A 21384-nucleotide genomic window follows, 5' to 3' on the forward strand; every position below is an offset into this window, starting at 1 on the left:
CAAAATGGTTTCATCGGTTGCAGCAGGCGCCGGGGCAATCGGCAGTAAGCAGCCAGGCGTCCGAGGATCCTGGTTGGGCCAGGCCGGTCGCGTCATCCGAGGCTTCGATCATTTGATCGGACAGCCCTGCAGACCAGACCTTCGAGCACTGCGTCGACCTTGATCGGGCGGCCCCACGCAACCATCTAGTCGATAGCGAAAGGCTATCGGACGATCGCCCTTCGGCCGGCGACGGGTCACCCGATTCGCGGCCCTCGCCACACGACATCGACCAGCCCGGAGCTTGCGCACACCGGCGTGCGTGTTTGGCGATCGCTGAGCAATTCAGCTTCCGTCCGCATCGCTGCGACACCGTAAAGCTGCGGGTCTGCGATGCCCGGCGCGAAGGTCTCCTGACGCGGCTGCTTTTCCCTGTGTGTCCGGGTTTCCGCAATGTGGGGAGGGATGACGACGGCGAAGCGGCTCGTCTTGCGCGGCTTGGTGCGCTGCGCTAAGGCTTCGACCAATTCCAATGCAGCGAGTCTGCGGTTTGCACCGAAACCGCAGAGGAAAGTGGCGCCGATGACCGGCATCCTTCAGAACTATCTCCCCCTCGTGGTTTTCATAGGTGTCGCAGCCATCATCGGGGTGGTGCTGCTGATCGCGCCCTTCGTGGTCGCCTATCAGCAGCCCGATCCCGAAAAGCTCTCGGCCTACGAGTGCGGCTTCAATGCGTTCGACGACGCCCGCATGAAGTTCGACGTCCGCTTCTACCTTGTTGCCATCCTTTTCATCATCTTCGACCTCGAAGTTGCCTTCCTGTTTCCCTGGGCGGTCGCATTCGGCAAGCTCGGCGCGGCCGGCTTCTGGTCGATGCTGGTGTTCCTGGCCGTGCTGACGGTCGGGTTTGCCTACGAATGGAAGAAAGGCGCGCTTGAATGGGATTGAGCCCGACCCCGTCCTCCGGTCCGGTGATCGCACCGGCCCCCAAGGGCATTCTCGATCCCGCGACCGGCAGGCCTGTTGGTGCCAACGACCCCTATTTCCTCGAGGTCAAGCACGAGCTGTCGGACAAGGGATTCTTCGTTGCGACCGCTGACGATCTGATCACCTGGGCCCGCACCGGCTCCTTGATGTGGATGACGTTCGGCCTGGCCTGCTGCGCCGTCGAGATGATGCAGGTCTCGATGCCGCGCTATGACGTCGAGCGCTTCGGCTTCGCGCCGCGCGCCTCGCCGCGCCAGTCCGACGTGATGATCGTCGCGGGCACCCTGACCAACAAGATGGCGCCGGCGCTGCGCAAGGTCTACGACCAGATGCCGGAGCCGCGCTACGTCATCTCGATGGGCTCCTGCGCCAATGGCGGCGGCTACTACCACTATTCCTATTCGGTGGTCCGCGGCTGCGATCGCATCGTTCCCATTGACATCTACGTGCCTGGCTGCCCGCCGACCGCGGAAGCGCTGCTGTACGGTGTTCTGCTGTTGCAGAAGAAGATCCGTCGCACCGGCACCATTGAACGCTGAAGGTTTTGGTCATGGACGACGGCAGGCTCGACGCCCTTGGGCAGACGATCGTGAGCGCGCTTCCGGGCGCGGCTCTCGGTCATTCGGTCGCTTTCAATCAGCTCACGGTGAACGTCGAGGCCACCCGGATCGTGGAGGTGGTGAAGTATCTGCGCGATGATCCGGCCTGCCGGTTCATCAACTTCACCGACATCACGGCCGTGGACTACCCCGAGCGCGCCAAGCGCTTCGAGGTCGTCTACCACTTCCTGTCGCCGACGCTGAATACCCGCATCCGGCTCAAGGCCGAAGCCGACGAGATGACGCAGGTGCCGTCGATCATCGACGTGTTCCCGGGCGCCGACTGGTTCGAGCGCGAGGCCTACGACCTCTATGGCGTGATCTTCGTCGGCCATCCCGACATGCGCCGGCTGTTGACCGACTACGGCTTCGACGGCCACCCGCTGCGCAAGGACTTCCCGACCACCGGTTTCGTCGAGGTGCGCTACGACGACCAGGAGAAGCGGGTGATCTACGAGCCGGTCCGGCTCAACCAGGAATTCCGCAAGTTCGATTTTCTCTCGCCCTGGGAAGGCGCGGACTATCCGTTGCCGGGCGATGAGAAAGCGACCAAGTGAGTGGGAGCGCGAGCATGAACGAGCAAAGCCCGGCACTCCGCAACTTCACGATCAACTTTGGTCCGCAGCATCCGGCGGCCCACGGTGTTTTGCGTCTCGTGCTTGAACTCGACGGCGAGGTCGTTGAGCGCGTCGATCCGCATATCGGCCTGCTTCATCGCGGCACCGAGAAGCTGATCGAAACCAAGACCTATCTGCAGGCGATGCCCTATTTCGATCGACTCGACTACGTCGCGCCGATGAACCAGGAGCATGCGTTCTGCCTCGCAGCCGAGCGGCTGCTCGGCATCGAGGTGCCGCGCCGCGGCCAGCTGATCCGGGTGCTGTACTCCGAAATCGGCCGTCTGCTGTCGCATCTGCTCAACGTCACCACGCAGGCGATGGACGTCGGCGCGCTCACCCCGCCGCTGTGGGGCTTCGAGGAGCGCGAGAAGCTGATGGTGTTCTATGAGCGCGCCTCCGGCTCGCGCATGCACGCCAACTACTTCCGTATCGGTGGCGTCCACCAGGACCTGCCGACCAAGCTGATCGACGACATCGACGTGTTCTGCGATCCGTTCCTGAAGGTGGTCGACGACCTCGACCAGCTCTTGACCGGCAACCGCATCTTCAAGCAGCGCAACGTCGATATCGGCGTCGTCACCCTGAAGCAGGCCTGGGAGTGGGGCTTCTCCGGCGTGATGGTGCGCGGCTCCGGCGCCGCCTGGGACCTGCGCAAGTCGCAGCCTTACGACGTCTATGCCGAGATGGATTTCGACATTCCAATCGGCAAGAACGGCGACTGCTACGACCGCTATCTGATCCGCATGGAAGAGATGCGTCAGTCGGTGCGCATCATGAAGCAGTGCATTGCCAAGCTGCGCGCGCCGGACGGGCAGGGGCCGGTGCTGATCACCGACAACAAGATCGCGCCGCCGCGCCGTGGCGAGATGAAGCGCTCGATGGAAGCGCTGATCCACCACTTCAAGCTCTATACCGAGGGCGTGCACGTGCCGGCGGGCGAGATCTATGCCGCCGTCGAGGCGCCGAAGGGCGAGTTCGGCGTCTACCTCGTCGCCGACGGCACCAACAAGCCGTACAAGTGCAAGATCCGCGCGCCGGGCTTCGCCCATTTGCAGGCGATGGACTTCCTGTGCCGCGGCCATCTGCTGGCCGACGTCTCGGCCATCCTCGGCTCGCTCGACATCGTGTTCGGAGAGGTGGATCGCTGATGGGCCATGCGCCGATCCAGTTCGATCGTGCTTCCGGGGCGCTCGAAGGAGCGAACCTCTGGGAGCGCACGGCTGCCTTGGCGCTGTCCACCGGCTCGAAGATCTCCTCGCACTTCTCGCATCGCGGCTACAATCGCTGCGCCAATCTGCTGCGCCTCGCGCTGCCCGAGCGCAACCTCGCGGTGAAGCTCAACCCGGATGCGGTGTTCGAGTTTCCCTACGGCGACGGCTATTGGAGCAAGCTGCTCAACCGCGCCTATCACTATGAGGATGAGCTCGAGCTGCTCTTCCTGGGCACCGTCGATGTCGACTACACCTTCATCGATGGCGGCGCCAACTACGGCTACTGGTCGGTGCTGGTGTCGAGCGCGCCCTATGGATCGCACAAAGCGATCGCGATCGAGCCGTCGTCGGCGAACTTCGCCAAGCTCGCGAACAATGCTGATATCAATGGCGGGCGCTTCGAGGTGATGAAGTGCGCGATCGGCGAGCGCCGCGGCGTGGCGCATCTGAGCGGCACCAAGCACGAGGCCTTCAGCATCGCCGGCGAGGGTGCGGACGGTGAGCAGGTGCCGGTGATGGCGCTCGACGACCTCATCGACGACGGCAAGGTCGCGGCGTCCGGAAAATATCTGATCAAGCTTGACGTCGAGGGCGTGGAGATCGAGGCGATCAAGGGTGGGGCGCGGCTGCTCGCGACCGACAGCATGATCCTCTGCGAGGAGCACGGCCAGGACCGTAACCATACGGTGTCGCGCTACATCCTCGACCAGACGCCGATGCAGCTGATGGTCTATGACCCCGCGAGCGGTCGTTTCGAGACCGTGACCGAATTGTCGATCCTCGACCGTATCAAGGTGTCCTCGCACGTCGGCTACAACGTGTTCGGAACTGCAAGTGCCTTCTGGCAGAATCGCGTCGCAGCGCTCAATGCAAGTGCCGCGCGCCGCATGCAATGAAAGACTAGAGAGCCATGTCCGTCCGCCGTCTTGCCCCGAAGGACCTCCAGCCCGCGAGCTTTACGTTCACGGAGGAAAACCTCGCCTTCGCCAAGGCCCAGATCGCCAAATATCCGGAAGGCCGCCAGGCCTCGGCCGTGATCGCGATCCTGTGGCGCGCCCAGGAGCAGAATGCGGGCTGGGTCTCGGAGGCCGCGATCCGGGTCGTCGCCGACATGCTGGGCATGCCCTATATCCGCGTGCTCGAAATCGCGACCTTCTACACGATGTTCCAGCTGCAGCCGGTCGGCAAGAAGGCCCACGTCCAGGTCTGCGGAACCACGCCGTGCCGGCTCCGCGGCGCCGAGGAACTGATCGAGGTCTGCAAGCACCGCATCCATCACGACCCCTTCCACCTCTCCAAGGACGGCGATTTCAGCTGGGAAGAAGTCGAGTGTCTGGGCGCCTGTGTGAATGCGCCGATGGTGCAGGTCTGGAAGGATACCTATGAGGACCTGACGCCGGAGAGCTTCGGCAAGGTGCTCGACGGCTTCGCGACCGGCAATCTGCCGACGCCGGGTCCGCAGAACGGCCGCCAGTTCTCGGCGCCGGCGGGCGGACCGACCACGCTGAAGGAGAAGACATGAGCCGCAATCGCACCCGCGTTGCGGCCCTGAGCCAAGAGGGCGCCGCGATGAAGAACTGGCGCTACGTGGCGCTGCATACGCTCGCAGCCGCCGCTTTCATTTTCGTACTGCAGCGGTTCGCGCTCAACGCGACGCTGGAGTCCAGTCTGCTGTGGGCCTTGGTATTCGGCGGCTGCGCCGCCTTCATCGCCACCATGCAGTCGAACCGCTGATGTCAGAGGAAGCCGTCTGATGCTCGACGACAAGGACCGCATCTTCACCAACCTGTATGGCCTGCACGATTGGGGCCTCGAAGGCGCGCGCCGTCGCGGCAGCTGGGATGGCACCAAGGGGCTGATCGATAAGGGCCGCGACTGGATCATCAACGAGATGAAGGCGTCCGGCCTGCGCGGCCGCGGCGGCGCCGGCTTCCCGACCGGCCTGAAATGGTCGTTCATGCCGAAGGAATCGACCGACGGCCGGCCGAGCTATCTCGTGGTCAACGCCGACGAGTCCGAGCCCGGCACCTGCAAGGATCGCGAGATCATGCGGCACGATCCGCATCATCTCGTGGAGGGCTGCCTGCTCGCGAGCTTCGCGATGAACGCGCATGCCTGCTACATCTATGTGCGCGGCGAGTTCATCCGCGAGCGCGAGCGGCTGCAGGCGGCGATCGACCAGGCCTATGACGCGAAGCTGGTCGGCAAGGACAATATCCACGGCTGGCCGTTCGACATCTATGTCGCGCATGGCGCTGGCGCCTATATCTGCGGCGAGGAGACCGCGCTGCTCGAGAGCCTCGAAGGCAAGAAGGGACAGCCGCGGCTGAAGCCGCCATTCCCCGCCAATGTCGGCCTCTATGGCTGCCCGACCACCGTCAACAACGTCGAGTCGATCGCGGTCGCGCCGACCATCCTGCGCCGCGGCGCGTCGTGGTTCGCCGGCATCGGCCGTCCGAACAATGTCGGCACCAAGCTGTTCTGCATCTCCGGTCACGTCGAGCGGCCCTGCAACGTCGAAGAGGCGATGGGCATCCCGTTCCGCGAACTGATCGAGAAGCATTGCGGCGGCATCCGTGGCGGCTGGGACAATCTGAAGGCGGTCATTCCCGGCGGCTCGTCGGTGCGCATGGTGCCGGCCGAGCAGATCATCGACACGCCGATGGATTTCGACAGCCTGTCGAAGCTGCGCTCGGGGCTCGGCACCGCGGCCGTGATCGTGATGGACAAGTCGACCGACCTGATCCGGGCGATCGCGCGCATCTCATATTTCTACAAGCACGAGAGCTGCGGCCAGTGCACGCCGTGCCGCGAAGGCACCGGCTGGATGTGGCGCGTGCTGACCCGCATGGCCGAGGGCCGCGCCCACAAGCGCGAGATCGACATGCTGCTGGAGGTCACCAAGCAGATCGAGGGACACACGATCTGCGCGCTGGGTGACGCTGCGGCCTGGCCGATCCAGGGCCTGATCACGCATTTCCGTCACGAGATCGAAGCGCGCATCGACCAGTATTCGCACAAGGCCGATGTCGACGACGTCGGCGTGCGCGATCCCGCGCACATGGTGGCGGCGGAGTAGGTATGGCGGTCCGGTCCGCCAGCGAGGTTTTCCCCCGCGCTTGCGCCCTCACGGCGCGCGGCGCGGTGGTCCGTGGTTTGAGAGAGATGTGAGGCAATGACCAAGATCATCATCGATGGCAAAGAGATCGATGTGCCGCCGGAGTACACGCTGCTGCAGGCGTGCGAGGCGGCGGGCGCCGAGATTCCGCGCTTCTGCTATCACGAGCGGCTGTCGATCGCCGGTAACTGCCGGATGTGCCTCGTCGAGGTGAAGGGCGGACCGAAGCCGGTCGCGAGCTGCGCCTGGGGCGTGCGCGACTGCCGGCCTGGCCCGAAGGGTGAGCCGCCGGAGATCTCCACCCGCTCGCCGATGGTCAAGAAGGCACGCGAAGGCGTGATGGAATTCCTTCTGATCAACCATCCGCTGGACTGCCCGATCTGCGACCAGGGCGGCGAGTGCGACCTGCAGGACCAGGCGATGGGCTATGGTGTCGACACCAGCCGCTACGCCGAGAACAAGCGCGCCGTCGAAGACAAATATCTCGGCGCGCTGGTCAAGACCTCGATGACCCGCTGCATCCAGTGCACGCGCTGCGTCCGCTTCTCCGCTGAAGTCTGCGGCGTGCCGGAAATGGGCGCGACCGGCCGCGGCGAGGACATGGAGATCACGACCTATCTCGAGCAGGCGCTGAGCTCGGAGCTGCAGGGCAATCTGGTCGATATCTGCCCGGTCGGCGCGCTGACCTCCAAGCCGTATGCCTTCGCGGCGCGTCCGTGGGAGCTCGGCAAGACGCAGTCGATCGACGTCATGGATGGCGTGGGCTCGGCGATCCGCGTCGACACCCGCGGTCGCGAGGTGATGCGCATCCTGCCGCGTATCAATGACTCCGTGAACGAAGAGTGGATCTCCGACAAGACCCGTCACGTCGTCGACGGCCTGCGGACGCAGCGGCTGGATCGTCCTTACGTCCGAGAGGATGGCAAACTGCGCCCGGCCACATGGCCGGAGGCGTTCAAGGCGATCGCCGCAAAACTGTCGCGCATCGACGGCAAGCGGATCGGCGCCATCGCCGGCGATCTCGCGGCCGTCGAGGAGATGTATGCGCTGAAGGATCTGCTCGCGAAGCTCGGCTCGACCAACGTGGCGGTGCAGGGCGGTGACAGCTTCGACGCCAAGCTTGGCCGTTCGTCCTATTTGTTCAATCCGACCATCGCCGGCATCGAGCAGGCCGACGCGATCCTGATCATCGGCGCCAATCCGCGCAGGGAAGCGGCCGTGCTCAACGCCCGCATTCGCAAGCGCTGGCGCTCGGGCCAGCTCAAAGTCGGTCTGGTCGGCCCCAAGGCCGATCTGACCTATTCTTATGAGCATATCGGCGCCGGCACGGACTCGCTGAGCGATGTCGCGGCCGGCAAGCACTCCTTCGCGACTACGTTCCGCAACGCCAAGAACCCGATCGTGCTGGTCGGCGCCGGCGCGGCCGCGCGTCACGACGGCGGCGCGATCCTGGCGCTCGCCGCCAAGATCGCGATGGACGTCAACGCGGTGCGTGACGATTGGAACGGCTTTGCCGTGCTGCACGACACCGCGTCGCGCGTCGGCGCGCTGGACATCGGCTTCAACGGCACGGGCCTGACCGGCGCCCAGATGACCACCTTCGGCACCATGGACGTGTTGTTCCTGCTCGGTGCCGACGAGGTCGAGGTGCCCGAGGGCGTGTTCACCGTCTACATCGGCACCCATGGCGACCGCGGCGCGCATCGCGCCGACGTCATCCTGCCGGGTGCCGCCTACACCGAAAAGTCCGGCCTCTACGTCAACACCGAGGGCCGGGTGCAGATCGCGGCGCGGGCGTCGTTCCCGCCGGGCGAGGCCCGCGAGGACTGGGCGGTCATCCGCGCGCTGTCAGACGTGCTCGGACGCAAGCTCGGCTATGACTCGCTGGCGGCGCTGCGCGCCGAGATCATCAAGGCGGTGCCGCATCTCGGCCGCATCGACCAGATCGAGGCCGGCAAGATCGCGGACATCAAGACCCTGGCGGGCAAGGGCGGCAGCCTCGAAAAGGCGCCGTTCAAGCCTGTCATCGACGACTTCTATCTCACCAATCCGATCGCGCGCGCCTCGGCGGTCATGGCGGAATGCTCCCGCCTGGCCTCCGGGCAGATGCTGACGGCAGCGGAGTGAGCGTGACCTGATGGCTGATTTCTTCGCAAGCTCGTTCTGGACCGGCTTCCTCTGGCCGCTGATCATCATGATCGCGCAGAGCGTGCTGCTCCTCGTCGTCCTCCTGGTTGCGATCGCCTACATCCTGCTCGCCGACCGCAAGATCTGGGCGGCGGTGCAGATTCGCAGGGGCCCGAACGTGGTCGGGCCGTTCGGCCTGTTCCAGTCGTTCGCCGACCTGCTGAAGTTCGTGCTCAAGGAGCCGATCATTCCGGCCGGAGCCAACAAGGGCGTGTTCCTGCTGGCGCCGCTGGTGTCGTGCGTGCTCGCGCTGGCGGCCTGGGCGGTCATCCCGACCAATCTCGGCTGGGCGATCGCCGACATCAATGTCGGCATCCTCTTCATCTTCGCGATCTCGTCGCTGTCGATCTACGGCATTATCATGGCCGGCTGGTCGTCGAACTCGAAATATCCGTTCCTGGCGGCGCTGCGCTCCGCGGCGCAGATGGTGTCCTACGAGGTCTCGATCGGCTTCGTCATCATCACCGTGCTGCTCTGCGCCGGCACCTTGAACCTGTCGGCCGTGGTCGAGGCGCAGCATGCGCGCGGCCTCGCCAGCCTGATCGGCCTGCCGCAGCTGACGATCCTGAACTGGTACGTCTGGCCGCTGTTCCCGATGTTCGTGGTGTTCTATGTCTCGGCGCTGGCCGAGACCAACCGCCCGCCCTTCGACCTGGTCGAAGCGGAATCGGAGCTCGTCGCCGGCTTCATGGTCGAGTACGGCTCGACGCCGTATCTCCTGTTCATGCTCGGCGAGTACGTCGCGATCACCACGATGTGCGCGCTGGCGACCATCCTGTTCCTCGGCGGCTGGCTGCCGCCGATCGACCTGCCGCCATTCAACTGGGTGCCGGGCGTCATCTGGTTCTCGCTGAAACTGTTCTTCATGTTCTTCCTGATCGCGATGGCGAAAGCGATCGTGCCGCGCTACCGCTACGACCAGTTGATGCGACTCGGTTGGAAGGTGTTCCTGCCGCTGTCGCTGGTCATGGTGGTGATCGTCGCAGGCGTGCTGCACTTCGCCGGCATCGCGCCGAAATGAGGCTGTCATGAACATCTCCGCCACTGCACGGTCGCTGCTGCTGCAGGAGTTCGTCTCCGCGTTCTTCCTCGCGATGCGCTACTTCTTCCAGCCCAAGCCGACCCTGAACTATCCGTTCGAGAAGGGCCCGATCTCGCCGCGCTTCCGCGGCGAGCACGCGTTGCGCCGCTATCCCAACGGCGAAGAGCGCTGCATCGCCTGCAAGTTGTGTGAGGCCGTCTGCCCGGCGCAGGCGATCACCATCGAGGCCGGTCCGCGCCGCAACGACGGCACCCGCCGCACGGTGCGCTACGACATAGACATGGTGAAGTGCATCTATTGCGGTCTGTGCCAGGAAGCCTGTCCGGTGGATGCGATCGTCGAGGGCCCGAACTTCGAGTTCGCGACCGAGACCCGCGAGGAGCTGTACTATGACAAGGCCAAGCTGCTCGCGAACGGCGACCGCTGGGAGCGCGAAATCTCCAAAGCCATCGCGCTCGACGCGCCGTACCGCTGAGGCCGTGATCGTGGACATTGGGATGCTCATTCGCGCCGCGACGGCAGTCGGCTCTCTCCCCCCTTGTGGGGGAGAGGTGGAGAGGGGGGTAAGCCCCGCACTCCGGACTCGTGGCTTACCCCCCTCCCTAACCCTCCCCCACAAGGGGGGAGGGAACGCAGTGTCGTTTGCCGCTGCATCCGTTTCGATTTGCGGGAGACCCCGATGATCCTTCCTGCGCTCTTCTTCTACCTGTTCGCGGCGGTCTGCGTGGCCTCCGCGGTGATGGTGATCGTCTCGAAGAACCCCGTTCACTCGGTGCTCTATCTGATCCTCGCCTTCGTCAACGCCTCTGGCCTGTTCGTGCTGATGGGCGCCGAGTTCCTGGCGATGATCCTGGTCGTCGTCTATGTCGGCGCCGTCGCAGTGCTGTTCCTGTTCGTGATCATGATGCTCGACGTCGACTTCACCGAGCTGCGCGAGGGCTTCCTGCAGTACATGCCGATCGGTCTCGTGATCGGCGGCATCTTCCTGTTCGAGCTGCTGCTGACCGTGTCGTACTGGGTCATCAACCCGACGACGCCCAAGGCGATCACGGCGGCGATCCCGACCAACGTCACCAACACCGAGGCGCTCGGCCTCGTGCTCTATACGAAGTACGTCCATTACTTCCAGCTGTCGGGCATGATCCTGCTGGTGGCGATGATCGGCGCGATCGTGCTGACCTTGCGCCACAAGGCGAGCGTCAAGCGCCAGGACATCAACGTCCAGAACGCCCGCACGCCTGAGATGGCGATGGCCGTTCGTAAGGTCGCGGTCGGGCAGGGGCTGCAGGATACGGATGCCGCGGAGTGGGTGAAATGACCATCGGATTGGGGCACTACCTCGCGGTCGCCGCGATGCTGTTCACGCTCGGCATCCTCGGCATCTTCCTGAACCGCAAGAACATCATCGTCATCCTGATGTCGGTCGAGCTCATCCTGCTCGCCGTCAACATCAACCTGGTGGCGTTCTCGACCTTCCTCGGCGACATCGTCGGCCAGGTGTTCGCGCTCTTGGTGCTGACGGTCGCCGCCGCCGAGGCTGCGATCGGTCTGGCCGTGCTGGTGGTCTATTTCCGCAATCGCGGCTCGATCGCGGTTGAAGACGTCAATCTGATGAAGGGCTAAGGCGCATGATCCGCAACAGTGGGGGCCGGCTCGCCGGCAAGGTCATGCGTAAGGGAACGGGCGAATGATCCAGGCCATTGTCTTTCTGCCGCTGCTGGGCGCGATCCTGGCCGGCCTGATCGCGCTGCTCGGCGCCCATGGGCGCCATCCGAGCGGCGACGAGGTCGAGCATCACGACGACGGTCATGCTCATGGCGCGGCCGACGCGCATGCTCATGCGCATGACGATCACGCGCACGACGATCATGGTCATGGCCATGACGATCACCATGTCGCGGAGCCGCCGGCCTCCGGCACCTGGGCCGCGCAGGCGATCACCACCGCGCTGCTGTTCGTCTCGGCGGCGCTGTCCTGGGCGACCTTGGTCAGCGTCGGCTTCATGCACCACGAAGCTGGCGTGAAGGAGCTGCTGCCCTGGATCAATTCCGGCGAGTTGCAGGTGTCCTGGTCGCTGCGCGTCGACACGCTGACGGCCGTGATGCTGGTGGTGGTGACGAGCGTGTCCTCGCTCGTGCACCTCTATTCGATCGGCTACATGGACGAGGATCCGAACCGTCCGCGCTTCTTCGCCTATCTCTCGCTGTTCACCTTCGCGATGCTGATGCTGGTGACCGCGAACAACCTCGTGCAGCTGTTCTTCGGCTGGGAGGGCGTGGGTCTCGCGAGCTACCTCCTGATCGGCTTCTGGTTCCAGAAGCCCTCGGCCAATGCCGCCGCGATCAAGGCCTTCGTCGTCAACCGCGTCGGCGATTTCGGCTTCGCGCTCGGCATCTTCGCGATCTTCCTGCTGACGAAGTCGACCGACTTCGAGACCATCTTCGCCGCTGCGCCGAGCATCGCCGGCAAGACGACGATCAACTTCCTCGGCTGGCATGCGGATGCGCTGACGCTCACCTGCCTGCTGCTGTTCATGGGCGCGATGGGCAAATCGGCGCAGTTCCTGCTGCACACCTGGCTGCCGGACGCGATGGAAGGTCCGACCCCGGTGTCGGCGCTGATCCACGCCGCGACCATGGTCACCGCCGGCGTCTTCATGGTGGCGCGCCTGTCGCCGCTGTTCGAGCTCGCGCCGAACGCGCAGGCTGTCGTGATGTTCTTCGGCGCCACCACCGCGTTCTTCGCGGCGACCGTCGGCCTCGTACAGAACGACATCAAGCGCATCGTCGCCTACTCGACCTGCTCGCAGCTCGGCTACATGTTCGTGGCGATGGGAGCAGGGGCCTATTCGGTCGGTATGTTCCATCTGTTCACGCACGCCTTCTTCAAGGCGCTGCTGTTCCTAGGTGCCGGCTCCGTGATCTATGCGATGCACCACGAGCAGGACATCCGCAACATGGGTGGGCTGTGGAAGAAGATCCCGTACACCTTCGCGGTGATGACGGTCGGCACCCTGGCGCTGACCGGCTTCCCGGGCTTCGCGGGCTTCTTCTCCAAGGACGCGATCATCGAGGCCGCCTATGCCGCGCACAATCCGTTCGCGACCTACGCGTACTTCCTGACCATCGCGGCCGCCGGCCTGACGTCGTTCTATTCCTGGCGCCTGGTGTTCAAGACCTTCTTCGGCACCCCGCACGACCAGCATCACTACGACGCGGCCCACGAGAGCCCGATCTGGATGCTGATCCCGATCGGCGTCCTCGCCGCCGGCTCGATCCTCGCGGGTTTCCCGTTCAAGGCCTTGTTCGTCGACCCCCACGGTGTCGAGCACTTCTTCGGCGAGTCGCTGAAGATGAACCCGCACATCCTGGAAGACATGGAGCACATGCCGGCTCTGCTCGCCGAGCTCCCCTTCGTCATGATGGTGCTGGGATTCGTCGTCTCCTACTTCTTCTACGTCAAACGTCCGGACATCCCGGAGGAGCTCGCCGCGCAGCAGCCGCTGCTCTACAAGTTCCTGCTCAACAAATGGTACTTCGACGAGCTCTATGACTTCATCTTCGTCCGTCCGGCGAAGTGGCTCGGCCGCTTCCTCTGGAAGAAGGGCGATGGTTTCGTCATCGACGGGTTCGGTCCGGATGGTGTCTCGGCGCGCGTGCTCGACGTCACGCGCAACGTCGTCAAGATTCAGACCGGGTATCTCTATCACTATGCCTTTGCCATGCTGATCGGCGTCGCCGGCCTGATCACCTGGTTCATGTTCATGGGGGGCCAGCAATGACCACCTGGCCAATTCTCTCCGTCGTCACCTTCCTGCCGCTCGTCGGCGCGCTGCTGATCTATCTGGTCCGCGGCGACGACGAGGCGGCCCAGCGCAACGCGCGCTGGATCGCGCTGTGGACCACGCTGATCACCTTCGCGGTGTCGGTGATCCTGGTGCTGCGCTTCGATCCCGGCCAGACCGACTTCCAGTTCGTCGAGAAGAAGAACTGGCTGGCTGCCGGGATCAGCTATCACATGGGTGTCGACGGCATCTCGCTGCCGTTCGTGATCCTGACCACCGCCCTGATGCCGTTCTGCATCGTCGCGAGCTGGAAGTCGGTCACCAACCGCCTGCGCGAGTACATGATGGCGTTCCTGATCCTGGAAACGCTGATGGTCGGCACGTTCTCCGCGCTCGACCTCGTGCTGTTCTACCTGTTCTTCGAGGGCGGCCTGATCCCGATGTTCCTGATCATCGGCGTCTGGGGCGGTCCGCGCCGGGTCTACGCCTCGTTCAAGTTCTTCCTCTACACCTTGCTCGGCTCGGTGCTGATGCTGCTCGCCATCATGGCGCTGTACTGGAACGCCGGCACGACCGACATCCCGACCCTGATGCACACCGCGGTGCCGCGGAACTTGCAGACCTGGGCCTGGCTCGCCTTCTTCGCCTCCTTCGCGGTGAAGATGCCGATGTGGCCGGTGCACACCTGGCTGCCGGATGCGCACGTCGAGGCGCCGACGGCGGGCTCGGTGATCCTGGCCGCGATCCTCCTGAAGATGGGCGGCTACGGCTTCCTGCGCTTCTCGCTGCCGATGTTCCCGCTGGCGTCGCACGACTTCGCGCCGCTGGTCTGGACGCTCTCGGCCATCGCGATCATCTACACCTCGCTGGTCGCGCTGATGCAGGAGGACATCAAGAAGCTCATCGCCTACTCGTCGGTCGCGCATATGGGCTTCGTCACGATGGGCATCTTCGCCGGCACCATGCAGGGCGTCGCCGGCGGCGTGTTCCAGATGATCTCCCACGGCATCGTGTCGGGCGCACTGTTCCTCTGCGTCGGCGTCGTCTACGACCGCATGCATACCCGCGAGATCGCGGCCTATGGCGGCCTCGTCAACCGGATGCCGATCTACGCGCTGGTGTTCATGGTGTTCACCATGGCCAATGTCGGTCTGCCCGGGACTTCCGGCTTCGTCGGCGAGTTCATGACCCTGCTCGGCACCTTCAAGGTGTCGATCCCGACCGCGTTCTTCGCCACCTTCGGCGTCATCCTGTCGGCTGGCTACGCGCTGTGGCTGTACCGCAAGGTGGTGTTCGGCGCGCTGACCAAGCCGTCGCTCGCGAGCATCAAGGACCTCACGCTGCGTGAAGGCGTGATCCTGTTTCCGCTGGTGGCGCTGACCATCCTGTTCGGCGTCTATCCGAAGCCGATCCTGGACATGTCCGCGGCCTCGGTGCAGCAGCTCGTCACCAACTATAATACCGCCGTGACGGCCGTGAAGGCCGCCGCGCTGCTCCAATGATGAGACCTTAAGGGGTCGGGACAGAGACGATGATCGAGAATCTTGGGCCTCAGCTTTGGGTGGTGCTGCCGGAGCTGCTGCTGGCCTTGGGGGCCATGGCGCTGTTGATGCTGGGTGCGTTTCGCGGGCAGGGGACGACGGGGGTCGTCACCGGCCTCGCGGTCGTGCTGCTGATCGTGGTCGGCATCCTCGTGCTGAGGCAGCCGGCCGGACAGGCGTTCGGCGGCAGCTTCATCGCCGACGGCTATGCGCGCTTCCTGAAGATCCTGGCGATCATCGGCTCGGTCGCGACCCTGGTGATGTCGGTCGAGTTCCTGTCCTCGCCAGACCGGCGCATCTTCGAATACGCGATCCTGGTGCTGCTCTCGACGCTCGGTATGCTCGTGCTGATCTCGGCCGGCGACCTGATCGCGCTGTATCTCGGTCTCGAGCTGATGTCGCTCGCGCTCTATGTCGTCGCGGCCAGCCATCGCGACAACGTCAAGTCCACGGAAGCCGGCCTGAAGTACTTCGTGCTCGGCGCGCTGTCCTCGGGCATGCTGCTGTACGGCGCCTCGCTGATCTACGGCTTTACCGGCACGGTGAGCTTTGCCGGCATTGCGGCGGCGACCAAGACCGGCGGCGTCGGCATCATCTTCGGCCTCGTCTTCCTGTTCGCCGGCATGTGCTTCAAGGTGTCGGCGGTGCCGTTCCACATGTGGACGCCGGATGTCTATGAAGGCGCGCCGACTCCGGTGACCGCGTTCTTCGCCTCCGCCCCGAAGGTGGCTGCGCTCGCTGTGTTCGCCCGCGTTGCGCTGACGGCATTCCCTGGCATCACCTTCCAGTGGCAGCAGATCATCGTGTTCGTCTCGATCGCCTCGATGGCGCTCGGCTCGTTCGCCGCGATCGGCCAGACCAACATCAAGCGCCTGATGGCCTATTCGTCGATCGGCCACATGGGCTTTGCGCTGGTCGGCCTCGCCGCCGGCACGGTGGAGGGCGCGCAGGGCGTGCTGACCTACATCGCGATCTACGTCGCGATGACGCTCGGCTCCTTCGCCGTGATCATGGCGATCAAGCGCAACGGCCAGTCGTTCGAGAAGATCAGCGACTTCGCGGGTCTCTCGCGCACCAATCCGCTGCTCGCCTTCATGTTCGCGATGCTGCTGTTCTCGCTGGCCGGCGTGCCGCCGCTCGCGGGCTTCTTCGCCAAATGGTACGTGTTCGTCGCCGCGATCAAGGGCGGCCTGTTCGCGCTGTCGGTGATCGGCGTGCTGACCAGCGTCGTCGGCGCCTACTATTACCTGCTGATCGTCAAGACCATGTACTTCGACGAACCGTTGCCGACCGTCGATCCGGTCCGGATCGAGCTGCGCACCGTGCTCGCGATCTCCGGCATCTTCAACATCCTGTTCTTCGCCTATCCCGGCCCGCTGGTCAGCGCCGCCGCGGCCGCGGCGAAGTCGCTGTTCTAGATGATTTTTGCTCTCGGGGCCCGTGCCGCTGCCAGCGGCTACGGGCTCGTCGTCTTCGATCAGGCCGGCTCGACCAATATTGAGGCCCTTTCCGCCGCGCGGCAGGGCGCCAAGGCGAGCTGGTTCGTCACCACAGAGCAGACGGCCGGCCGCGGCCGACGCCAGCGTCCCTGGATCGCCCCGCGCGGCAATCTGGCATCCTCGGTTCTTGAAGTCCTGAATGTTGCGCCGGCGGTTGCCGCGACCCTCGGCTTTGCCGCCTGCCTCGCGATCTCGAGCGCCCTCCGGCAGGTCAGCCGGGAGGCCGTGCTGCGATCGGGTGGCCGTTCGAACCTCGATTTCTCCGTGAAATGGCCCAACGACGTGCTCGCCGGTGGCCGCAAGATCGTCGGCATGCTGCTCGAAGCCGAGCAGGTCGCGGGCGGCCTCGCGGTCGTGGCCGGCATTGGCACCAATGTGGTGGCCGCGCCGACCGATACCCCGACACCGGCGGTGTCGCTGCGCGATCTCGGCGTCGAGGTGAGTGCCGAGGACCTGTTCACGGCGCTGTCCGACAATTGGGTCGAATATTTCGGCATCTGGAACGAGGGCCGCGGCTTCGGCGACATCCGAAAGCTGTGGCTGGAGCGCGCGGCCGGCCTCGGGCAGCCCGTCGCCATCAGGTCCGGACATGCTATCATCGAGGGGATTTTCGACACGATCGACGAACAGGGTTGTATGCTGGTGCGGACCGCGGAGGGACGATTGGAGCCGATCACGGCCGGTGATGTTCATTTCGGCTCGGTCGCATCCAAAGGAGCGGTCTAGATGGCGCGTCCCGACGAACTGACATTTGCGCCGCTCGGCGGCGTGGGCGAGATCGGCATGAACCTGTCGATCTACGGCCTCGGCAATCGCCACCAGCGCTCCTGGCTCGCGATCGATCTCGGCGTGTCCTTCGGCGACGAGGAGCATCTGCCGGGCATCGACCTGATCATGCCCGACGTGAGCTTTCTCGAGAAAGAAGGCAAGAACCTCGTCGGCCTGGTGCTGACGCATGCGCATGAGGACCATTTCGGCGCCATCATCGATCTCTGGCCACGGCTGAAATGCCCGATCTACGCGACCAAGTTCAGCGCGGCGCTGTTCGAGGCCAAGTGCGAGGCCGAGCGGCTGCCCGCGAAAATCCCGGTCAGGGTGATCCCGTCCGGCGGCCGCGTCGACATCGGCCCGTTCAACGTCGAGTTCATCCCGGTCGCGCATTCGATTCCGGAGTCGCATGCGCTCGCCATCCACACCGAGGTCGGCACAGTCCTGCACACCGGCGACTGGAAGATCGATCCGACGCCGGTGCTGGGCGCACCGACCGACGAGAAGCGCCTGCGCGAGCTTGGCGATGCCGGGCTGCTCGCGCTCATCGGCGATTCCACCAATGCCGTGCGCGAGGGGCGCTCGCCATCCGAGGCCGAGGTCGCCAAGACCATCGCGGCTCTCGTCAAGGAAGCGAAGGGCCGCGTCGCGGTCACCACCTTCGCCTCGAACGTCGCACGCATTCGTGCCGTCGCTGAAGCCGCGCGAGAAGCCGAGCGCGAGGTCGTCATCGTCGGCCGCGCCATGGAGCGCGTCGTGCAGGTCGCGCGCGAGACCGGCTATCTCGACGGCGTGCAGAATTTCCGCGGCATGGATTTGTACGGCCACTTTCCGCCGGAGAAGGTGCTGGCGCTGTGCACCGGCAGTCAGGGCGAGCCGCGCGCGGCGCTGGCGCGCATCGCCAATGACGACCATCCGCTGGTTACCCTGAACAAGGGCGACACCGTCATCTTCTCCTCGCGCACCATTCCCGGCAATGAGAAGGCGGTCGGCGCCGTCATCAACGGCCTGGTGCAGCAGGGCATTGAGATCATTACCGACCGCAACCATCTGGTGCACGTCTCCGGCCATCCGCGCCGCGACGAGCTGCGCGACATGATCGCCTGGACGCGGCCGCAGCTCCTGATCCCCGTCCATGGCGAGGCGCTGCACCTGAACGAGCATGCCAAGCTGGCGCGTGCCTGCGGCGTGCCGAAGGTGATCACCTGCCGCAACGGCGATCTGGTCAAGCTCGGCCCCGGCGATCCCGGCATCATCGACCAGTTGCCGTCGGGGCGGCTGTACAAAGACGGCACCATCCTCGAGGATTCGAAGTCGCGCGCGGTCGTCGAGCGTCGCAAGATGAGCTTCGCGGGCTGCATCTTCGTGGCCATGGCGGTCACCGAGAAGGGCGAGCTGGCCGACGATCCCGAAGTGGACATGGTGGGCATCCCCGAGAAGACGACGGCGGGCGAGGAGATGGACGACATCGTGTTCGATGCCGTGGTCTCGACCTTTGAAGGCCTGCCGCGGGCGCGCCGGCGTGACCCGGACGCTGCGGCCGAGTCGGTGCGCCGCGCCGTGCGTTCTGCGGTCAACGAGCAGTGGGGCAAGAAACCGATCTGCCTCGTCCACGTATTGGAAGTCTGAGCAAAGCAAGGCCGATCGAACGGCCGCGATACAACAGTGGAGGATGTCATGCTGGGCCGGCTCAATCACGTCGCCATCGCGGTCAAGGATGCGGAGAAGGCTGCGAAAATCTACGGCGCCGCGTTCGGCGCCGAAATTTCCTCAGCCGTGCCGCTGCCGGAGCACGGCGTCATCACCGTCTTCGTCACCTTGCCGAACACCAAGATCGAGTTCATCCAGCCGCTCGGCGAGGCCTCGCCGATCGCCAAATTCCTTGAGCGCAATGCCGATGGTGGCATCCATCACGTCTGCTACGAGGTGGCCGACATCATCGCCTCGCGTGATACCCTGATCAAGGAAGGCGCCCGCGTGCTCGGCGACGGCCAGCCCAAGATCGGCGCCCACGGCAAGCCGGTGCTGTTCCTGCATCCGAAGGACTTTTCGGGCGCGCTGGTCGAAATCGAGCAGGCCTGAGGCAGCGCGATCATGGCCTATACGATCTCAACCTGGCTTGCGATCTACTTCGTGATGTGGTGGGTGACCTTGTTCGTCACCCTGCCGTTCGGCATCCGCAGCCAGCATGAGACGGGCGGCGCTTCGCCGGGCACCGACCCCGGCGCACCGACGATCAGCCTGATGGGCCGCCGCCTGATCTGGACGACGCTGCTGTCGGCCGCGATCTTCGCGCTGTCCTTGATGGCCTATCAGGCGGGCTATCTCAACATCGAGCGGCTGTCGAAACTGATGGGCATGCCGTTCTAGATCGCTTGCATCGCACAACATTCTTCCGAAGCCGACGCGCGGACGTGCGTCGGCTTTTTTGCTATAGGAGGCAAAACAAGACGACAGGGAGGTTGCGCGTGACCATATCGGCCGAAGCCCGGCAGGGGAACCCATCGGGCTATCGCATTCTGAACGAGGCGGATCTGAGAGCGTATCTCGCTGCCATCCCGTCGGTTGCAACCCAGCTCGGCGGGCCGGCCGACCATTGGGCGATCACCGAAGTGGGCGACGGCAACCTCAATCTGGTCTTCATCGTCAAGGGCAGTTCTGGAGGGCTCGCGGTCAAGCAGGCGCTGCCTTACGTCCGCCTCGTCGGCGAGAGCTGGCCGCTGCCGCTCTCGCGCGCGCACTATGAGCATCTCGCGCTCACGCATCAGAACCGTCTCGCACCCGGCCTCGTGCCGGCCATCGTCCATCATGACGCCGCGCTGGCGCTGACGGCGATGGAGCTGCTCGAGCCCCACATCATCATGCGCAAGGGGCTGGTCGCGGGTACGATCTATCCATCCTTCGTCGATCACGTCACGACGTTCATGGCGCAAACGTTGTTCTTCTCGTCCGATCTCGCCTTGACGGCCGCCGCGAAGAAGGTGGCGATCGCGAGCTTTGCCGGCAATCACGCGCTGTGCAAGATCACCGAGGATCTGATCTTCACCGACCCTTATCGGATCGCTGAGCAGAACCGCTGGACGTCGCCATGGCTGGATGCGACCGCCGCCGACATCCGCGCCGATCTCGACCTGCATGTCGCGATCTCCCGGCTGAAGCTGAAATTCCTGTCGAGCGCCGAGGCGCTGATCCATGGCGACCTGCATACCGGATCGATCATGGTCACGGACACCGAGACAAAGGTGATCGATCCGGAGTTCGCGTTCTACGGCCCGATGGGGTTCGATGTCGGAGCTGTGCTGGCCAACCTGCTGATGGCCTACTTCGCCTCGGACGGTCACGAAAGATCACAAGGGGAGCGGCAGGCGTTCGAGAGCTGGGTGCTCGGCTCGGTCGATCAGGTCTGGAGCGGGTTCGCGCAGAAATTCATGGAGCTCTGGCGCAGCGAAGCTCGCGGTGATGCGTATCCGCTGTCGCTGTTTCCCGGCGAGGCAGGTGCTGCGCGGCTGGAAGCCGAACGTCAGACCTACATGGCTCGGCTGCTCCAGGATGCCGTCGGCTTCACGGCCGCCAAGATCATCCGCCGCATTCTCGGATTGGCGCACAACATCGATTTCGAGCTGATCGAAGATGCCAAGCGGCGTGCGACTTGCGAGGCAAGGGCGCTGCGGCTGGCGCGCACGCTGATGGTGGAGACGGACGCGTTCATCTCGATTGAGTCGGTGACGAACGCCGCGCGCGAATTGCGCCATTGGCAACCGGAGTTTTGAAAAGCCCAACCGTCATTGCGAGGAGCGAAGCGACGACTTGTGCCATAGCCCGGAGAGCGACGGTGGAAGCAATCCGGAATCCTCGCGAGGCCCTGGATCGCGTCGCTTCGCTCGCGATGACGCAGATTGTCGCGTAGCCCGGATGAGCGCAGCGATATCCGGGGTCTCCGACAGAGCGCGTTAGATCCCGGATGCCGCCGCGTCATCCGGGCTTCTGTAACGGGCCTTGGTTTGTCAATCCCAATTGCATGTCCTATCGCCGGGCCCTTGCTTCTGTAC

General features: G+C 64.6%; 22 protein-coding genes. 21 read left to right on the forward strand and 1 reads right to left on the reverse strand.

Annotation, left to right across the window (positions count from 1 at the left end; all coding sequences use genetic code 11):
• Positions 1-236: 236 nt before the first annotated feature.
• The gene (locus ACQR0Z_RS23420) at positions 237-572 is read right to left on the reverse strand and encodes a hypothetical protein (protein WP_434859168.1); all 336 of its coding nucleotides are present in this window, start codon (positions 570-572) and stop codon (positions 237-239) included.
• Between ACQR0Z_RS23420 and ACQR0Z_RS23425 the strand changes: the two genes are divergently transcribed.
• From ACQR0Z_RS23425 to mtnK, 21 genes are all read left to right on the forward strand, one after another.
• Positions 562-927 carry an NADH-quinone oxidoreductase subunit A gene (locus ACQR0Z_RS23425; protein WP_006611013.1) on the forward strand — a complete coding sequence of 122 codons (366 nt, stop codon included), beginning with the start codon at positions 562-564 and terminating at the stop codon, positions 925-927. The two genes, ACQR0Z_RS23420 and ACQR0Z_RS23425, sit on opposite strands and share 11 nt — an antisense overlap.
• Positions 924-1505 (forward strand): NuoB/complex I 20 kDa subunit family protein, encoded by a 582-nt coding sequence (locus ACQR0Z_RS23430; protein WP_006611012.1) that lies wholly within the window; start codon positions 924-926, stop codon positions 1503-1505. Before ACQR0Z_RS23425 ends, ACQR0Z_RS23430 begins: the two co-directional genes overlap by 4 nt.
• Before the next feature lie 11 nt (positions 1506-1516).
• Complete coding sequence (locus ACQR0Z_RS23435) at positions 1517-2122, forward strand: NADH-quinone oxidoreductase subunit C (RefSeq protein WP_434859167.1); 606 nt, start codon at positions 1517-1519, stop codon at positions 2120-2122.
• A gap of 14 nt (positions 2123-2136) precedes the next feature.
• Positions 2137-3333: an NADH-quinone oxidoreductase subunit D gene (locus ACQR0Z_RS23440; protein WP_434920194.1), complete on the forward strand. Its 1197-nt coding sequence runs from the start codon at positions 2137-2139 to the stop codon at positions 3331-3333.
• The gene (locus tag ACQR0Z_RS23445; protein WP_434920195.1) at positions 3333-4292 is read left to right on the forward strand and encodes an FkbM family methyltransferase; all 960 of its coding nucleotides are present in this window, start codon (positions 3333-3335) and stop codon (positions 4290-4292) included. The genes ACQR0Z_RS23440 and ACQR0Z_RS23445 overlap by 1 nt, the downstream gene beginning before the upstream one ends.
• Positions 4293-4306: 14 nt before the next feature.
• Positions 4307-4918 carry an NADH-quinone oxidoreductase subunit NuoE gene (nuoE, locus tag ACQR0Z_RS23450; protein WP_434859165.1) on the forward strand — a complete coding sequence of 204 codons (612 nt, stop codon included), beginning with the start codon at positions 4307-4309 and terminating at the stop codon, positions 4916-4918.
• Complete coding sequence (locus tag ACQR0Z_RS23455) at positions 4915-5130, forward strand: hypothetical protein (RefSeq protein WP_257165730.1); 216 nt, start codon at positions 4915-4917, stop codon at positions 5128-5130. Before nuoE ends, ACQR0Z_RS23455 begins: the two co-directional genes overlap by 4 nt.
• Positions 5131-5149: 19 nt before the next feature.
• Positions 5150-6475, forward strand: a complete 1326-nt coding sequence (gene nuoF, locus ACQR0Z_RS23460) for an NADH-quinone oxidoreductase subunit NuoF (protein WP_315779403.1) — start codon at positions 5150-5152, stop codon at positions 6473-6475.
• A 96-nt stretch (positions 6476-6571) separates the two neighbouring features.
• The gene (gene nuoG, locus ACQR0Z_RS23465) at positions 6572-8641 is read left to right on the forward strand and encodes an NADH-quinone oxidoreductase subunit NuoG (RefSeq protein ID WP_434920196.1); all 2070 of its coding nucleotides are present in this window, start codon (positions 6572-6574) and stop codon (positions 8639-8641) included.
• Positions 8642-8651: 10 nt separating this feature from the next.
• Positions 8652-9722 (forward strand): NADH-quinone oxidoreductase subunit NuoH, encoded by a 1071-nt coding sequence (nuoH, locus tag ACQR0Z_RS23470; RefSeq protein ID WP_434859161.1) that lies wholly within the window; start codon positions 8652-8654, stop codon positions 9720-9722.
• A 7-nt stretch (positions 9723-9729) separates the two neighbouring features.
• Complete coding sequence (gene nuoI, locus ACQR0Z_RS23475; protein ID WP_006611003.1) at positions 9730-10218, forward strand: NADH-quinone oxidoreductase subunit NuoI; 489 nt, start codon at positions 9730-9732, stop codon at positions 10216-10218.
• Positions 10219-10422: 204 nt separating this feature from the next.
• Positions 10423-11061 carry an NADH-quinone oxidoreductase subunit J gene (locus tag ACQR0Z_RS23480; protein ID WP_257165733.1) on the forward strand — a complete coding sequence of 213 codons (639 nt, stop codon included), beginning with the start codon at positions 10423-10425 and terminating at the stop codon, positions 11059-11061.
• Positions 11058-11366: an NADH-quinone oxidoreductase subunit NuoK gene (gene nuoK / locus ACQR0Z_RS23485; protein ID WP_006611001.1), complete on the forward strand. Its 309-nt coding sequence runs from the start codon at positions 11058-11060 to the stop codon at positions 11364-11366. The genes ACQR0Z_RS23480 and nuoK overlap by 4 nt, the downstream gene beginning before the upstream one ends.
• A gap of 64 nt (positions 11367-11430) precedes the next feature.
• Positions 11431-13524, forward strand: coding sequence for an NADH-quinone oxidoreductase subunit L (gene nuoL / locus ACQR0Z_RS23490; RefSeq protein ID WP_434920197.1), 2094 nt, complete (start codon positions 11431-11433; stop codon positions 13522-13524).
• Positions 13521-15029, forward strand: coding sequence for an NADH-quinone oxidoreductase subunit M (locus ACQR0Z_RS23495; protein WP_434920198.1), 1509 nt, complete (start codon positions 13521-13523; stop codon positions 15027-15029). The genes nuoL and ACQR0Z_RS23495 overlap by 4 nt, the downstream gene beginning before the upstream one ends.
• A 29-nt stretch (positions 15030-15058) precedes the next feature.
• Entirely contained in the window at positions 15059-16486 is a 1428-nt protein-coding gene (gene nuoN / locus ACQR0Z_RS23500; protein WP_434920199.1) for an NADH-quinone oxidoreductase subunit NuoN, read from the forward strand.
• Positions 16487-17293, forward strand: a complete 807-nt coding sequence (locus tag ACQR0Z_RS23505) for a biotin--[acetyl-CoA-carboxylase] ligase (protein ID WP_434920200.1) — start codon at positions 16487-16489, stop codon at positions 17291-17293.
• Positions 17294-18964: a ribonuclease J gene (locus ACQR0Z_RS23510; RefSeq protein ID WP_434920201.1), complete on the forward strand. Its 1671-nt coding sequence runs from the start codon at positions 17294-17296 to the stop codon at positions 18962-18964. It begins immediately after the preceding gene.
• A gap of 48 nt (positions 18965-19012) precedes the next feature.
• Entirely contained in the window at positions 19013-19417 is a 405-nt protein-coding gene (gene mce / locus ACQR0Z_RS23515; RefSeq protein WP_012044572.1) for a methylmalonyl-CoA epimerase, read from the forward strand.
• Positions 19418-19429: 12 nt separating this feature from the next.
• Positions 19430-19705, forward strand: coding sequence for a DUF1467 family protein (locus ACQR0Z_RS23520; RefSeq protein ID WP_434859155.1), 276 nt, complete (start codon positions 19430-19432; stop codon positions 19703-19705).
• Between the two features lie 98 nt (positions 19706-19803).
• Positions 19804-21105, forward strand: coding sequence for an S-methyl-5-thioribose kinase (gene mtnK, locus ACQR0Z_RS23525; RefSeq protein WP_434920202.1), 1302 nt, complete (start codon positions 19804-19806; stop codon positions 21103-21105).
• The last annotated feature ends 279 nt before the right edge of the window (positions 21106-21384 follow it).

The sequence above is a fragment of the Bradyrhizobium sp. HKCCYLS3077 genome (assembly GCF_051167555.1).
In the GTDB taxonomy this organism is placed as follows: domain Bacteria; phylum Pseudomonadota; class Alphaproteobacteria; order Rhizobiales; family Xanthobacteraceae; genus Bradyrhizobium.

Coding starts and splice junctions, on each gene's coding strand:
- ACQR0Z_RS23505 (WP_434920200.1), top strand. CDS start 16,487: ATGATTTTTGCTCTCGGGGCCCGTGCCGCTGCCAGCGGCTACGGGCTC.
- mce (WP_012044572.1), top strand. CDS start 19,013: ATGCTGGGCCGGCTCAATCACGTCGCCATCGCGGTCAAGGATGCGGAG.
- ACQR0Z_RS23495 (WP_434920198.1), top strand. CDS start 13,521: ATGACCACCTGGCCAATTCTCTCCGTCGTCACCTTCCTGCCGCTCGTC.
- ACQR0Z_RS23435 (WP_434859167.1), top strand. CDS start 1,517: ATGGACGACGGCAGGCTCGACGCCCTTGGGCAGACGATCGTGAGCGCG.
- ACQR0Z_RS23455 (WP_257165730.1), top strand. CDS start 4,915: ATGAGCCGCAATCGCACCCGCGTTGCGGCCCTGAGCCAAGAGGGCGCC.
- nuoF (WP_315779403.1), top strand. CDS start 5,150: ATGCTCGACGACAAGGACCGCATCTTCACCAACCTGTATGGCCTGCAC.
- ACQR0Z_RS23480 (WP_257165733.1), top strand. CDS start 10,423: ATGATCCTTCCTGCGCTCTTCTTCTACCTGTTCGCGGCGGTCTGCGTG.
- nuoI (WP_006611003.1), top strand. CDS start 9,730: ATGAACATCTCCGCCACTGCACGGTCGCTGCTGCTGCAGGAGTTCGTC.
- nuoK (WP_006611001.1), top strand. CDS start 11,058: ATGACCATCGGATTGGGGCACTACCTCGCGGTCGCCGCGATGCTGTTC.
- nuoL (WP_434920197.1), top strand. CDS start 11,431: ATGATCCAGGCCATTGTCTTTCTGCCGCTGCTGGGCGCGATCCTGGCC.
- ACQR0Z_RS23440 (WP_434920194.1), top strand. CDS start 2,137: ATGAACGAGCAAAGCCCGGCACTCCGCAACTTCACGATCAACTTTGGT.
- ACQR0Z_RS23420 (WP_434859168.1), bottom strand. CDS start 572: ATGCCGGTCATCGGCGCCACTTTCCTCTGCGGTTTCGGTGCAAACCGC.
- nuoH (WP_434859161.1), top strand. CDS start 8,652: ATGGCTGATTTCTTCGCAAGCTCGTTCTGGACCGGCTTCCTCTGGCCG.
- nuoN (WP_434920199.1), top strand. CDS start 15,059: ATGATCGAGAATCTTGGGCCTCAGCTTTGGGTGGTGCTGCCGGAGCTG.
- ACQR0Z_RS23510 (WP_434920201.1), top strand. CDS start 17,294: ATGGCGCGTCCCGACGAACTGACATTTGCGCCGCTCGGCGGCGTGGGC.
- nuoG (WP_434920196.1), top strand. CDS start 6,572: ATGACCAAGATCATCATCGATGGCAAAGAGATCGATGTGCCGCCGGAG.
- ACQR0Z_RS23520 (WP_434859155.1), top strand. CDS start 19,430: ATGGCCTATACGATCTCAACCTGGCTTGCGATCTACTTCGTGATGTGG.
- ACQR0Z_RS23425 (WP_006611013.1), top strand. CDS start 562: ATGACCGGCATCCTTCAGAACTATCTCCCCCTCGTGGTTTTCATAGGT.
- nuoE (WP_434859165.1), top strand. CDS start 4,307: ATGTCCGTCCGCCGTCTTGCCCCGAAGGACCTCCAGCCCGCGAGCTTT.
- ACQR0Z_RS23445 (WP_434920195.1), top strand. CDS start 3,333: ATGGGCCATGCGCCGATCCAGTTCGATCGTGCTTCCGGGGCGCTCGAA.